At 53.4% G+C, this 14,501-nt stretch carries 10 protein-coding genes; 2 read left to right on the top strand and 8 right to left on the bottom strand.

Going from position 1 to position 14,501, the window contains the following annotated elements; all coding sequences use genetic code 11:
- Positions 1-75 precede the first annotated feature (75 nt).
- Positions 76-2,094: a DNA helicase Rep gene (rep, locus tag B3007_RS00425; RefSeq protein WP_301377829.1), complete on the bottom strand. Its 2,019-nt coding sequence runs from the start codon at positions 2,092-2,094 to the stop codon at positions 76-78.
- A gap of 211 nt (positions 2,095-2,305) precedes the next feature.
- Between rep and B3007_RS00420 the strand changes: the two genes are divergently transcribed.
- Positions 2,306-3,916, top strand: a complete 1,611-nt coding sequence (locus B3007_RS00420; protein ID WP_297533695.1) for an EAL domain-containing protein — start codon at positions 2,306-2,308, stop codon at positions 3,914-3,916.
- 34 nt (positions 3,917-3,950) lie between these two features.
- Here the strand turns inward: B3007_RS00420 and B3007_RS00415 are convergent, their stop codons facing one another.
- The 3 genes from B3007_RS00415 to B3007_RS00405 all read right to left on the bottom strand — a co-directional run bounded on the left by B3007_RS00415 (position 3,951) and on the right by B3007_RS00405 (position 7,139).
- The gene (locus B3007_RS00415) at positions 3,951-4,106 is read right to left on the bottom strand and encodes a hypothetical protein (protein ID WP_175607862.1); all 156 of its coding nucleotides are present in this window, start codon (positions 4,104-4,106) and stop codon (positions 3,951-3,953) included.
- A 132-nt stretch (positions 4,107-4,238) separates the two neighbouring features.
- Complete coding sequence (locus B3007_RS00410; RefSeq protein ID WP_301377826.1) at positions 4,239-5,567, bottom strand: DUF4397 domain-containing protein; 1,329 nt, start codon at positions 5,565-5,567, stop codon at positions 4,239-4,241.
- Positions 5,568-5,624: 57 nt separating this feature from the next.
- Positions 5,625-7,139, bottom strand: a complete 1,515-nt coding sequence (locus B3007_RS00405; protein ID WP_301377825.1) for a YifB family Mg chelatase-like AAA ATPase — start codon at positions 7,137-7,139, stop codon at positions 5,625-5,627.
- Between the two features lie 281 nt (positions 7,140-7,420).
- Between B3007_RS00405 and B3007_RS00400 the strand changes: the two genes are divergently transcribed.
- Positions 7,421-10,132: a S8 family peptidase gene (locus B3007_RS00400; RefSeq protein ID WP_301377823.1), complete on the top strand. Its 2,712-nt coding sequence runs from the start codon at positions 7,421-7,423 to the stop codon at positions 10,130-10,132.
- 89 nt (positions 10,133-10,221) lie between these two features.
- Here the strand turns inward: B3007_RS00400 and B3007_RS00395 are convergent, their stop codons facing one another.
- From B3007_RS00395 to hldE, 4 genes are read right to left on the bottom strand one after another with little or no spacing between them, the layout of a single operon-like run.
- Positions 10,222-11,043 carry an SDR family oxidoreductase gene (locus B3007_RS00395; RefSeq protein WP_301377822.1) on the bottom strand — a complete coding sequence of 274 codons (822 nt, stop codon included), beginning with the start codon at positions 11,041-11,043 and terminating at the stop codon, positions 10,222-10,224.
- A 25-nt stretch (positions 11,044-11,068) separates the two neighbouring features.
- Positions 11,069-12,016, bottom strand: a complete 948-nt coding sequence (gene lpxL, locus B3007_RS00390) for an LpxL/LpxP family Kdo(2)-lipid IV(A) lauroyl/palmitoleoyl acyltransferase (protein WP_068442585.1) — start codon at positions 12,014-12,016, stop codon at positions 11,069-11,071.
- Positions 12,009-12,980 carry an ADP-glyceromanno-heptose 6-epimerase gene (gene rfaD / locus B3007_RS00385; RefSeq protein ID WP_068442588.1) on the bottom strand — a complete coding sequence of 324 codons (972 nt, stop codon included), beginning with the start codon at positions 12,978-12,980 and terminating at the stop codon, positions 12,009-12,011. Before rfaD ends, lpxL begins: the two co-directional genes overlap by 8 nt.
- A complete protein-coding gene (hldE, locus tag B3007_RS00380) occupies positions 12,977-14,407 on the bottom strand; it encodes a bifunctional D-glycero-beta-D-manno-heptose-7-phosphate kinase/D-glycero-beta-D-manno-heptose 1-phosphate adenylyltransferase HldE (protein WP_068442655.1) in 1,431 nt (476 codons plus the stop codon). Before hldE ends, rfaD begins: the two co-directional genes overlap by 4 nt.
- Positions 14,408-14,501: the final 94 nt, after the last annotated feature.

The following is a 14,501-nucleotide window of genomic DNA, read 5'->3' as shown; positions in this document are numbered from 1 at the left end:
GCAATAGCTGGTCCGACACGTCTCAGAGCCCCGGTAATACCGGGGCTTTTTAGTTTTAGAAGGGGAAAGTTCGTATCAGAACAGATTCATCAGGCTATCGAGTGTATCCTGCCCTCGTTTTTTGGATTCTTCCGGAGAGGTTTCTGACTTGCCTTCCCATTCGATATCATCAGGCGGAAGCTCATCCAGGAAACGGGAATGTGTGGTATCCGTGGCTTCGCCGTACTGTCTGCGCTTACCGGCATAGGTCAGCGTCAAAGTGCGCTTAGCGCGTGTAATACCCACGTACATCAGGCGACGTTCTTCTTCAATCGTGTCTGCTTCGATGCTGTTACGGTGTGGCATAAGCTCTTCTTCCATGCCCATGATATAGACATGCGGGAACTCCAGACCTTTCGAAGCGTGCAGTGTCATCAGTTGCACCTGATCGTTCTCGTCCTCTTCGCTCTGCTGCTCCAGCATGTCGCGCAGAATGAGCTTACCGACCGCATCTTCAATGGTGCACTCGTCGCCCAGCTCATCCGCCTTGTCGATCATTTTCTGAATCTGATCAACCAGGAAGTAAACGTTCTTCATACGTCGCTCAGCTTGGTGAGGCGTTCCGGAGTTCTGGTGCAGATAGCCTTCGTAATCGATGTCGTCGATCATTTCTTTGATGGCAGCAACAGGATCATCTGTGTAGGCATTGCGGGTGATACGCTCCAGCCAGTGACCAAAACGACGCAGGCGATCCAGAGCCTTTGGCATCAGTACCTGCTCCAGCCCCATTTCGGTCGTTGCGGCAATCATGCTGATATTGCGCATCGCTGCATATTCGCTGAGTTTCTCGATCGTGCTGGGCCCGATTTCACGGCGCGGTGTATTCACTACACGTAAAAATGCAGCATCGTCTGTCGGGTTAATCAGCAGGCGTAAATACGCCATGATGTCTTTGATTTCATTACGCCCGAAAAATGACTGACCGCCGCTCAACTTATACGGCACCTGATAAGCCTGTAGCTTCATCTCAATCATGCGCGATTGATGATTACCACGGTACAGCACGGCAAAATCACGATAGGTGCCGCCGTAGCGCAGGCGTCGCTCGACAATTTCGGTAGCGATACGCTCTGACTCAACCTCGTCATTCTTGCACTTAAGAATTTTGATCGGATCGCCATACCCTTGATCAGACCAGAGCTTCTTCTCGAATTCGTGAGGGTTATTATCAATAACAATGTTCGCCGCGTTCAGAATGAGGCCCGTAGAGCGGTAGTTCTGTTCAAGCTTGATCAGCTTCAGTGACGGGAAATCTTTTTTCAGTAACGACAGGTTCTCCGGCCGCGCACCGCGCCAGGCATAAATCGACTGGTCATCATCGCCTACCACCGTCAGGCCATTGCGGTGACCCACCAGCAGCTTAACCAGCTCGTACTGCGAGGTGTTGGTATCCTGATATTCATCCACCAGCAGATAACGGATCCTTTTCTGCCAGCGGGTCAGAACCTCTGGGTTATCCCTGAATAAGATGGTTGGCACCATAATGAGGTCATCGAAGTCGACAGCGTTGTATGCTTTCAACATACGCTGATAAACGCTGTAGGTCTGAGCGACCAATACTTCCTGCGGGCTGGCGGCCTTATTAATTGCCTGCTCAGGCGTGATCAGGTCATTCTTCAGGTTGGATATTTCGTTCTGAACCATGTCCAGCATATCGCCGTCATCACCGTGCTCCCGGTGCATCACGTCGCGAAGAATACCTTTGCAGTCATCCTGATCGAGGATAGAAAAACCTGATTTATAACCTGTGGTAGCCAGTTCCTGACGGATAATACCCAGCCCGAGGTTATGGAAAGTCGAGACGGTAAGCCCACGAGCACCACCGCGGCCGGTAAGCTGCATTACCCGCTCTTTCATCTCTTTCGCGGCTTTATTGGTAAAGGTTACCGCCGCAATATGGTGCGATTTGATGCCACAGGCGTCGATCAGATAAGCGATCTTACGGGTGATCACACTGGTCTTGCCCGAACCCGCACCCGCGAGCACCAGCAAGGGGCCATCAATGTACTTGGCGGCTTCTCGTTGACGGGGATTGAGCTGACTTAAATCGACCACGGACATACCTCTGAAACAGGCCGCTGATTCTACCAGTATTTACCGCAAAGGAGACACCACTGCCGACAAGGGAAGAAACAAAGTCAGGGGTGAAAATAACGTGCCAATCGAGGCACATTTCCGGCCATTCATTCGCGAAGCCCTGCTCTCTCTTCTATATGTCATAGAGCGGATTAATTTTGGGGTACACCGTTTCAGGATGAGCCAGAGAATGGACACCGAGCAACCGATGCTGCTGGCGCTGGGCACTGACAGCCCAATGCCTGATTTTCTGACAGACTGGCTGTGTCAGGAGTCAGCGCAGCAGAAAAACGTGATTCGTACAGGCATGCTGGATGCGTTTATTCCCATCCCGGACGGTCATATGGTCGTGATTACCGTGCCCCATGGTGATCCGGAGCAACGCGATCGGGTTCAGGAGGTGACTCTTCAGGTGCCGACGCTACTGATCGGATTCGCAGACGAACGGGCCTTCTACCCTGATGCCTGCGTCTGGATCGACGCAGATCACCTCACACCTCACGCACTCAAACACGGATTGACTGAGCTCAGAGCCTGCGTTGCTGGTCAGCTCCGTCCATTACTGGCGCGCCAGAACTGGATGCTGCAGTGTCGCAGCCTTCTGGAACGCAATTCTGACCTGATGCTGCAGCTCGTGAGCTGTCGCTGGCGGCCTGCTGCCTCCGGCGATAGCGCTGAAATCCGCTTTGACACCCAGCAATCGTTTGAACATCAACTGCGGGCAAGCGCTCCCGCCGATGCACTAATAGGGAAGCTCCTGGACGATCAGTTTGTGATTGTCAGCCAGAATAAAAAGCATCTTTCAGAAAAGTGGGTCCGCTCTCACGATGATGATACAAGCTTTCTGTGGACGGCTTTTTTGAGTACCCCGGTACCACTTCACTCATACGATGAACTGGGAGAAGCGTTGCAGCACTGTGTTCGCGAGATTGAGCGCAGCCGCATGATGTGCAGCAGAATCGGGGGGCGCTCGCTGACAGCGGACGAATCTGTGGTCGTTAAAGACCTGATACGCGCTCTGCGAAATAAAGAATTTTACCTCGAATTCCAGCCACAATTTGATAGTCACACAGCGACGATTGTTGGCGCAGAAGCCCTGCTACGCTGGCTACATCCAGAGCTGGGTATGGTGCCGCCTACGGCATTTATACGGGATGCCGAAATGGCCGGCTTGATCCGCACCCTGGGAAGCTGGGCCCTGCGTGAAACCCTGCGCGTCTGGCATATACTCAACGACCGTGGCATCAATATCCGGATGGCGGTGAATGTTTCTTTTCCCGAGGTAGCTGACCCTGATTATGCCGACAAGGTTCTTGACCTGTTGGATGAAACCGGTGTCCCCGCTGCCAGCCTCGAACTGGAGCTCACCGAAACCGCGATGATGCTGGACGCCAGCGTATCTTTGAATAACCTGAACCGCTTAAAGCTGGCAGGAGTCCGCATTGTTCTAGACGATTTTGGTACTGGCTTCTCGTCGCTTTCTCACCTCAGCGACCTGCCAATTACCGGCATCAAACTTGACCGGGCATTTGTGACGCCACTGAACCACGACGACGAAAACTCAGCGCAACGGCATATAGTCGCAACCATGCTGGATCTTTCTAAACGCCTGAAACTGGAAACAACGGCAGAAGGGATTGAAGACCAGAGCTGCCTTGAAGTGATCCATTCACTGGGCTGTGATCGTGTGCAGGGCTACTTTTACGCTCAGCCCATGTCAGTCGACAAACTGATTGAGCGCGCCTGCGTTCAGGAGTCTGTTCTTGTCGATTACGCTTCCGGGCAGCAGAGCCTTTTTTAGCATTCCCTACCAGCCCGACTCCGTTGCAATCTGTTTACTCCTGAGGCGTTTCAGGTGGCGGTGCTGGAGTCTCTTTCGGGCCAAAGAACGCCTCTCCATCAAAAGGACTCGGCGTGCTGACATGGTAATAAGACATAGCGCCAACAAAAGCACCGATAACTAACAGAAATATGATCAGTTGTTTATTCATTCAGGTCTCCGCAATTGCTCAGTCTGTTTTATCAGTCTGGCACGTCACCGGGGTTTCGCAAGAAGACACCTTTGGGGGAAACATGGCGCAAAAAAACGGGGCTGAAGCCCCGTTTTTGTTTTGTAAAAGCAATCAGTCCGCGCGCTTGTCAGATGATAAATTAAGCGCAACCGGGGTCGTCTTACCGATTATAACGATTGAATCGACATCTCCCTCAGCTACCGTCTGATTGGTCAGCCCAGGGACAACCGCGGGCCCAGCTTTGGTAGCACCTGAATTGACGACGTGAATGTCGTATGTATCAGGAGCAAGAGTGATATAGTCAGTGTCATCGCCCTGACTCATCCCAGTGGTTTCGTATGCTTCCTGGCTACTATCAGCAGACTCATAGATATAAACATCTGCCGAATTCACATCTGTAGCGACGGATGCATTTATCAAGCGAATATCTGCGGAACCCGCCTGTGATGCCTCACGCTGATCGGTCAGGAAGATACGTATCGCGCTTGCGAAGTCATCATTGCTGCCACTCGCAACCAGCGTGTAAGACTCCCCTCTTTCAAGCTCAAGCGAGGTTGATAAGCCAGATGGGGCATCTTCCAGAGCTGCATCAGCTGCAGTAATGCTGATAGGCAGTGAACCCGCAGGAAACACAACATAGCCTGAATCCTGGGTGTAACTCATATCTTCCAACGGAGCGTACAGCTCCCCTTCGATATACACATCAATATCCTGGGTATCGATAGCGTGTACGATACGCAGCTCAGCCGTGTTGTCTTGAATAGCAGTCGCAGCAGGACCGGCCCAAACCAGCAAAGAAACGGGGGAGCGGCCTTTATCACTGTTCACAGCGACAACAATCGCATCATCACTGACGCTCAACGAGCCTGAGTCGTATATAACGTCCGTTGATCCATCCGCTGTCAGTCGCACCTGATAAGAACCATCTTCAACACCCTCGAGCAACTGGTTACTCAGGTAAGACAACGCATTCACCTGAGGCGTCTCCCCCAGCTCAGCATCGGGCTCTGATACAAACACATCGACGTCTGTTGACGAGGCTGCTGGTGCCGCGTGAAGTACACGCAAGTCAATATCACCGTCAGTGACGACGTCAGTTTCATCAAGTACCGTAATCTCAAGGTCACTCGCCTGGTTTACGGCAATCGCGGCATAGTATGCATTCGAGTTCAGGCTCGCAGCATAAGACGCAGCAACGGTATCTGTACCAGCAAGGCGCAGTTCGATATTGGCATTGCCATCAGACAATTTGAGATAACCCGTACCATCCTGAAAAGCTACATCACTAAGCTGCAGTTCGCCGTTAACGTATACATCCACAGCCTGAGCATCAGGTGAAGCATGTAAAATACGCACGTAGGCATCGCTGTCGTCGTCTGCACCACAGGCAGCGAGACCAGCAATGCTGGCGGCAATCGTCAGTTTTTTGAGCAGGCTCATAGGTTTCTCCGGATAATTATTATTCTTCAACCTGAGCACTATACCAAACTCGCCGGGTCAGGCCATCCGATAACGGTCAAGAGCCCGAAAACCAATCGCTTCCATTAAGTGTTGGCGCTGAATGCTGTCCGCGTCATTCAGATCTGCGAGCGTGCGCGCAACGGTCAACAAACGATGATACGAGCGCGCAGACAAATTCAGACGTGCGATCGTGTCCAGAAGCCATGCCTGATCACTCTCAAGCAACCGGCACACATCATCCCGCTGTTGCCCCGACAGGCAGGCATTCGCGCAGCCCTGCCTGCGCATCTGGCGATCACGCGCGGCGATCACGCGATCACGGACGGCCGTACTCGGTTCTGAGGGTGGCGCCTGCTGCAGCAGCGCTGGTGATACTGGAGGCACGTCAACATGAAGATCAATCCGATCCAGCAAGGGCCCCGATGTCTGCCCCTGATAACGACGGATCTGATCCGGTGTACACTGGCAGCGCCCGGAAGGATCGCCATAGTAACCACACGGACACGGGTTCATCGCAGCAATTAACTGGAAACTAGCCGGGTAAGTGACAGAGCGGTTGGCACGGCTGATGACGATTTCGCCACTCTCCAGAGGTTCCCGCAGAACATCGAGCACCTTGCGGCTGTACTCCGGCAACTCGTCCAGAAACAAAACCCCACCGTGCGCTAAAGATATCTCACCGGGCTTGGGGTTACCGCCACCGCCAACAAGAGCAACACCCGAGGAAGTATGGTGAGGTGCCCGGAAGGGCCTCTGCCCCCAACGGCTTTGCCAGTCGCCGCTGTGGTGACTGATGGAAGCGACAGACGCAGCGACCAAGGCCTCGTCATTGCTCATCGGCGGCAGAATTCCGGGCAAACGCGACGCCAGCATGGTTTTACCAGTCCCCGGAGGCCCGATAAAAAGTAAGTTATGCTGCCCAGCTGCGGCTATCTCAAGCGCTCGCCGAGCACCGACCTGGCCTTTTACCTCAGAAAGATCATTCGTCAGACGGGAGGTACGAACCGGTGCATCCTCAGGGCTGACTTCCGGCAGGGATTCATTATTGTGCAACCAGCTACAGACTTCGGATAAGGAACGCGCCTGTAGAATTCTGGCCTCATGACAGAGGGCTGCCTCACCGGCATTACCAGCGGGCACGATCAGCGTCTTACCCGCATGCGCCGCACGTAACGCTGTTGGGAGAATACCCGTCACCGGGCGCAGCTCGCCAGACAAGGTCAGTTCGCCAACGAATTCATAATCGGCAAGCTTATCTTTCGGTACCTGATCTGAAGACGCAAGAATGCCCAACGCAATCGCCAGATCATAGCGCCCTCCCTCTTTTGGCAGATCAGCAGGCGCGAGGTTGATAGTGATGCGCTTAGCCGGAAATTCGTAGTGACTGTTCAGAATCGCACTGCGCACGCGATCCTTGGATTCTTTAACCGCCGTCTCAGGCAAACCGACCAGACTTAAAGAAGGCAAACCGCCAGACAAGTGCACCTCAACCTGAACCAATGGCGACTCTATGCCAACTTGAGCACGGGTATAAACTGTAGAAAGTGACATCGGGCCTCCTTGCCGCTGTATCCAGCTAGACTATAGAAGTGCCTGAGTGACGACCATACGAAGAAAGACTGACACCATAACTGCCAGTCACGTATCCTTTGCATCTGAAATCCCGGCCAGGTCGTATCTGGATTTTATAGCCGAGCGAATGAGCGGGAAATGGACAACAGAATGCAGTTTGAAAGGAACGTATTGTGAACCGGCTCTCTCCCATATGTATTGCGCTGAGCCTGGTCTTAGCAGGACGTGGAGGCGCCACCAGTAGCGAAGAAGATGAAACCATGACTCCTGACATTTTAATCGATGATGAATGTAACACTCGTAATGCTACTTCGACAGTAGCCAGTTTCGCGGCTGCCCTGCTGAGCACAGCCATGCTGGCTGGCTGTTCAGACGGAGACTCAAATTCCGGACACACGGTCAGTGGTACTCTATTCACCGCCGGGCAGACAGTCATCGATTACGACATCAATGACGTTTATAGCGGCTCCCTGACCAACGACGATCCGTTCAATGGCCAGCCCCTGCCAAACGTGGTCACAGTGCAAGGCTTTGCTTCGAACACGCCAACCAACGCCACAGCGACCGGCGATGCAGAGTTTGAACGTTTCGCTAACGTAGCGGATGAAAGTGACTACTATGCAGTCTCACTTCAGGGCGGACAGCGAATCGTAATGAACGTCGTTGACTACTACGGCAATAACAATCCGGATAGCGCATACGCGGGTGATCTGGACATGTATCTGTATCTGAATACCGGCGGCGACCCCATCCGCAGTTCACAGTCAGAGACCAACCGCGAAGAATTTTCAGTGCCGGCCGATGGTGACTACATTCTTGAGGTGTTCGCCTACAGTGGTATCTCTAAGTATGTTTTACAGATCCTCCCGGCAAGTAATAGCCTGTTGCCAACCGCATCTGAGTCACAACCTGCCCGGCCATCGTTCAAGCCGGGTGAGGCCATCGTGCAATGGAAAGACACTGCGGATACCTCCGCTATTACTGCCTTCAATGTGCGGGACCATCGTGCACAAGCGATGAGCACTGCGACCGATCGCCCGGTCAAACTCAACCTTAGGAAACCGGCATCGGTTGAGCGCCTATCGGCCAGTACTGGTCAGGATCTGAGTGCTTTTAACGCTGGCCGCGACACTCTCTCAGCTATTAAGGCACTGAATCAGCGCGATGACGTTGAGTACGCCGAACCTAACTACATCCGTTATGCCACAGCCACACCGGATGATGGCTTGTATCGCCTACAGTTTCACTACGCGGATATACGTCTTCCGCAAGCTTGGGACCTTTCCACAGGCTCTTCTTCTGTGACTGTTGCCGTGATTGATAGCGGGGTATTCCTCAACCATGAGGATCTGGCCGGTAAGCTGGTATCGGGCTACGACTTCATCAGCGACTCCTCGGTAAGCCGCGATGGTGATGGCATTGATTCGAACCCTGATGATCCAGGCGACAGCAACCAACGCGGAGCCAGCTCGTGGCATGGCACTCACGTCACCGGAACAATTGCGGCAGCCACCAATAACCAACAAGGGACCGCAGGAGCTGGCTGGGATACCCGGGTTATGCCTCTCAGGGTGCTTGGCCTTAACGGTGAAGGCTCAACATACGACGTACTTCAGGCGGTTCGCTATGCTGCACGTCTGAGTAATGACAGTGGAACCCTGCCATCATCCCGGGCGGACATCATAAACCTCAGCCTTGGCTCGAGCTTCCGCAGCTCGGCGGAACAGGATGCATTTACCGCAGCCCGGAATGCCGGCGTTATTATCGTCGCCGCAGCAGGAAACAGCTCCACCGATGAACTTTTCTACCCAGCGTCATACGATGGTGTGATTTCTGTCAGTGCTACCGCCCCTGATGACAGCCTGGCCTACTACTCAAACTTTGGCAGCAAGATAGACGTTGCTGCTCCGGGCGGAGACCTACGTAACGACACAAACTCTGATGGGCAAGCGGACGGTGTACTAAGTACCTCGGTGGATGACTCCGCAGGCACTCGACAAAGTGCTTATACGCTTCAGCAAGGCACATCGATGGCGACACCGCACGTCGCCGGTGTTCTTGCGCTGATGAAAGCGGTCGACCCAACACTGACTCCGGGCGAAGTAGATTCCTTGCTGAGTAGCGGTCGGATTACCGACGACATCGGCGCTGCCGGTCGTGATAATGAGTTCGGACACGGTCTTATCAACGCGCTAAAGGCGGTTCAGGAAGCAAACAACCTCGCCGGCGGCGGCAGTGTTCCCCAGGTTCCTGTACTGGAGAGCGACCCCGACGAGCTTCAGTTCGGTTCAGGCTCTTCACTGACCCTTACCCTGAACAACGTTAATGATGAAGCTGATGACCCCGTCATCACGACAGACGTCAGCGAAGACTGGCTCACGATCAGCCCGAGTGATGTCGACAGTAATGGCTTTGGCGAATACGTAGTGACTGTCGATCGCGCCGACCTTGTAGATGGCATGTACGAAGGTCTGGTCCGCTTTACACCAGATACTGGCAACAGTCTCGATGTGACAGTAACTATGCGGGTCGGTGACATCATCACCATGACAGATTCAGCGCCTCAGTATGTACTGCTGGAGGATTCTGAAACCGCCGAAATCGTTGCAGAGACCCTCGTAAATCCAAATGGCAGCTACGCGGTCACGGATGTGCCTACCGGCAGCTATCGGATTGTCGCAGGTTCAGATATCGACGTTGATCTTTTCATCTGCCAGAACGGGGAAACCTGCGGCGGCTATCCTGACTCAGTGACTGAAGAAGTCGTCGAGGTTAACGGTGACGTAACCGACATCGACTTTGTTGTCAGCCTGGTCAGCGGCATTGATGTCAGTGATGACGGCGGACTCGGGATTCTGCGTGCTAATCCATCAGCTGACCCCGAAGAGCCTGACCTCATAGAATCTGAGCCAGCGGATAACAGCATGGAAGACGAGAGCGATAGCAAGCCTGTCCGTTCAGTAAGTCGTTAAAATACTCTCACTTCCGTTCAATTAAAAAGGGCCGCTCATGCGGCCCTTTTTAATGCGTGTGTTTCGACGATTAAGCCAACTGAACAAAATCAGCTTTGCTTTTGCAGTGACTCTTCACGACGCCGCAAATCGAATGATGCCTGCTTCACTTTCCAGCGGAACAGACCACCCAGCCAACGCTTAATAAATACCGCTTTGCGGCCAATCGGGTGCGGATTGCAGATCATCTCGCCCTTCATCAGCGACTTATAGGCGCGATCAGCCACTTCACTGGCATCCAGCTCTGACTTCTCGAACACCTTGTCGACGAACTTCAACATCGAAGGGTCAGACGTTTTCATCGTCTTATTCAGATTGGTACGGAAGAAGCCCGGGCACAGCGCCGTGACTTTGATGTTATAAGCGTGCAGCTCGTAGTACATGGTCTCAGAGAGTGCGATCACACCCGCCTTAGCAACATTGTAGGAGGCCATTGACGGCAGAATCATCAGACCGGCAAGCGAAGCAGTATTCATAATGTAGCCGCTGTTCTGCTTCTTCATTACAGGGGTAAAGGTCCGGCAGCCCAGAGCGACGCCTTTCAGATTGATATCGATGATCCATTCCCACCAGGCCCACTCGCCCGCGTCAATACGGTCGCCAGTGGCAACACCAGCATTATTAATCAGGACATCAAGGCCACCCCACCGCTCTTCAACATCAGCACGCAGTGCATTCCACTGATCTTCAGAGGTGACATCCAGATAGGCCGTCCAGCCTTTACCACCTGCTTTTTCTACCAGCTCCAGAGTTTCAGCCGAGCCCTCGCTGTTAATATCTGCGATACAGATATCGGCACCTTCTTTAGCGAAGCGTAAGGCCAGTTCGCGGCCAAGACCGCTGGCTGCACCTGTGATCAGTACTTTTTGCATGATGATAAAACCCCGTAAGTTGTTGTTATTTTTTCTTGCGGTAAATGCTGCCCTTTTTCATGTCAGGGTCAACCGTTGTCTTAAAGCGCTTGTGTAGCCACAGATACTGAGAGGGGTGCTCCCGTAACTGTGCTTCGATAAAGTCATTCGCCATTTGGGCGTCGGCTGCGTCATCGCCGCTCGGAATCGGTAAAGGATCATGCACCGTGACGGTATAGCCCGAGTTATCATCTTTACGGAAGTAAGTGATCGGCATCACCAGCGCCTTACCCGCTTTCGCGATACGGGAAGTCGCTGTAATCGTCGCCGCCGGGTGGCCAAAGAAGTTTACGAAGATGCTGTTCTTACGGCCGAAATCCTGATCCTGGGCGTACCAGAGCACGTTGCCCTGACGTAACGTACGGATGAATCCACGGATGTCTTTACGCGTCAGGCATTCATCGTACAAACGGGCGCGGTTCCGCTCCATTACATAATTCATCACCGGGTTATCCTGCGGGCGATAGCTTACGCTCACGCGTTGCACTGTACTGACCAGGCTGCCAGCGAGATCCAGCATGGAGTAATGAGCACCGAGCAACATCACACCCTGACCGTTATTCTGTGCCTCTCGCACCTTATCGAAACCTACAAAATCCGTGCGGGCGGCCAACCACTGAGGATCACGGAACCAGCCCATAAAGGTTTCCATCAAACCGATGCCATTATCGATAAAGATCTGACGTACCAGGGCATCACGCTCAGCCGGGGATTTCTCTGGAAAGCAGATTTCCATATTTACTTCGGCAATTCTGCGACGACTCCCGGCGACCTTGTGTAGCAGCAAGCCAATACCTTTGCCGATTCCCAACTGCCATGAAAAGGGCAAGCGAGTCAGAAGCGCGAGCAATCCTACGCCCAACCAGATGGGCCAGTGCTTAGGGTGGAGCGGAGCTTTGAGCTGCTCCGCGCCGCCTTTAGATACATCAGCCATTCAGCCAGTCCAGATACGCGTTAACGCCCTGTTCAACTGTGAAAAATTCGTCGGTGTAGCCAGCTGCACGCAAATTCGAGATATCCGCTTCGGTGAAGCTCTGGTATGCACCTTTCAGATGATCCGGGAACGGAATGTACTCTTTCTTGCCATCGGTACCTTTCGCGCCATGCCACGCAACGACGGCATCTGCAACGTCGTTAAAGCTCTGGCATTTACCTGTTCCCAAATTGTAAATCCCCGATGCCGCTCTCTGCTGCCAGAACCAGAGGTTCACTTTCACAACATCGCCGACATAGACGAAGTCACGGCGCTGCTCGCCAGCACCCCAGCCTTCGGTCTCGCCAAACAGCTTACAAACGCCGGTGTCCTTAATCTGGTTATTGAAGTGAAAAGCTACTGACGACATAGAGCCTTTGTGCTGCTCACGCGGGCCATACACGTTGAAATAACGGAAGCCCACAACCTGACTTGGGAAACGGTTATTCGGATAAGTGGCCTGCAACTGACGAACGTATTGGTCGAACTGCCACTTAGAGTAGCCGTACACGTTCAGAGGCTTTTCGTGAGCGCGCTCTTCTTTGAATACGTCGCTGCCGCCGTAAACCGATGCGCTGGAGGCATACAGATACGGAATACCCTGTTCGAGGCAGGCATGCAGCAGAATCTTGGAGTACTCGTAGTTGTTCTCCATCATAAACTTGCCATCCCACTCGGTAGTGGATGAGCAGGCACCTTCGTGGAAGATAGCTTCAACATCGTCCAGCAGGCCATCATCAATCTGTACGCGCTGGATAAAGTCATCCTTATCCAGATAGTCGGCAATATCGCAATCGCTGATGTTATAGAACTGGCGACCGTCGCTCAGGTCGTCCACCACGATGATGTCGGTGCGCCCCATCGCGTTCAGGGCTTTAACGATGTTGCTGCCAATAAAGCCAGCGCCGCCTGTTACGATAATCATGCTTCTGTCTCCTGAATGCGTTTAACAATGGCCGTGGTTGAGCAGTTGTCTTTAAAGCTCAGGATGATCACGTCACCACCGTTTTGCTGTACACACTGACCACCAGCAATCTCTTCGATGCGGTAGTCACCACCCTTCACCAGAATATCCGGCAGCACCCGACAGATCAGGCGCTCCGGGGTATCTTCGGTAAAAGGCACCACCCAGTCCACGCTTTCAAGGCCAGATAACACAGCCATTCGGTGGTCGAGTGGGTTAATTGGACGTGCCGGGCCTTTCAGGCGCGACACAGATTCGTCAGAGTTCACCGCAACCAACAGGCGGTCACCCAAGGCTTTCGCTTCTTTCAGATACTGCACATGACCGGGATGAATAATGTCGAAACAGCCATTGGTCATGACCAGAGTTTCACCACGTTCACGGGCCTCCTCGACCAGTACCATCAGCGAGTCTTCATCAAACAGGCCAGCACCCTGCTGGCTGTCCTGACGCAGCTCACGGCGCAACTCTTCGGTTGAGGCCGTTGCGGTACCCAGCTTGCCGACCACAATGCCAGCAGCAGTATTTGCCAACACAGTAGCCTCTTCAAAACCAGCACCAGCAGCCAGCGAGGCCGCCAGAACAGAAATTACGGTATCACCGGCACCGGTCACATCGTACACCTCGCGGGCGCGGGTCGGCAGATGGAAAGGCTCAGCGTCGCGACGTACCAGGGTCATGCCCTTTTCACTGCGGGTCACCAGCACGCCTTCGAGATCAAACTCTTCGACTAGCGCACGGGCTTTTGCAACCAGCGCTTCGTCCGACTGAGCCGGGCCAACCACGGCCTCAAACTCGCTGAGATTCGGTGTAATCAGGGTCGCGCCCCGATATTTCTCGAAGTCCGCACCTTTCGGGTCGACCAGAACCGGAACATTCTGCGCTTTCGCGGCTTTAATCAGAGGCTGAGGATCTGCCAGCGAGCCTTTGCCGTAATCCGACAAGATGACTACACCCGTATTTTTTAAGCGAGCTTCAAACGACGCTTTCGATGCGGAGATATCCACCGCATGAAAGGCATCTTCAAAGTCGAGACGAATCAGCTGCTGCTGACGGCTGATAATCCGCAATTTGGTGATGGTCGGATGGGTGTCGTGCCTTTGGAAATCACAAATAACGCCGGCATCCTGTAACAGACCTTCGAGCAAAGCAGCGTTGTCATCCTGACCGGTAATGCCAAGCAGGTCGACCTGACCACCGAGCACCGCAATGTTCAACGCAACGTTGCCCGCACCACCAGCACGGTTCTCTGTGTCCTGAATTTTCACCACAGGCACAGGTGCCTCGGGAGAAATACGTGACGTCGGGCCACCCCAGTAGCGGTCGAGCATAATGTCGCCGAATACCAGAACCCGGGCTTTGTGAAAATCAGGGATAGTTACATCCATCAGGGGAGTCGCCGGTAGATCAGAAAGCGCGCAGTTTAACATAGGCGACCTCTGATTTGTGCTACTATCCGGGCCCGACATTCAGTACCCGGAC

It is taken from the genome of Thalassolituus sp. UBA675 (assembly GCF_002297765.1).
In the GTDB taxonomy this organism is placed as follows: Bacteria; Pseudomonadota; Gammaproteobacteria; order Pseudomonadales; family Oceanobacteraceae; genus Thalassolituus.
The sequence above is the reverse complement of the archived record's forward strand: the minus strand, read 5'-3'. Positions and strand labels throughout refer to the sequence as shown.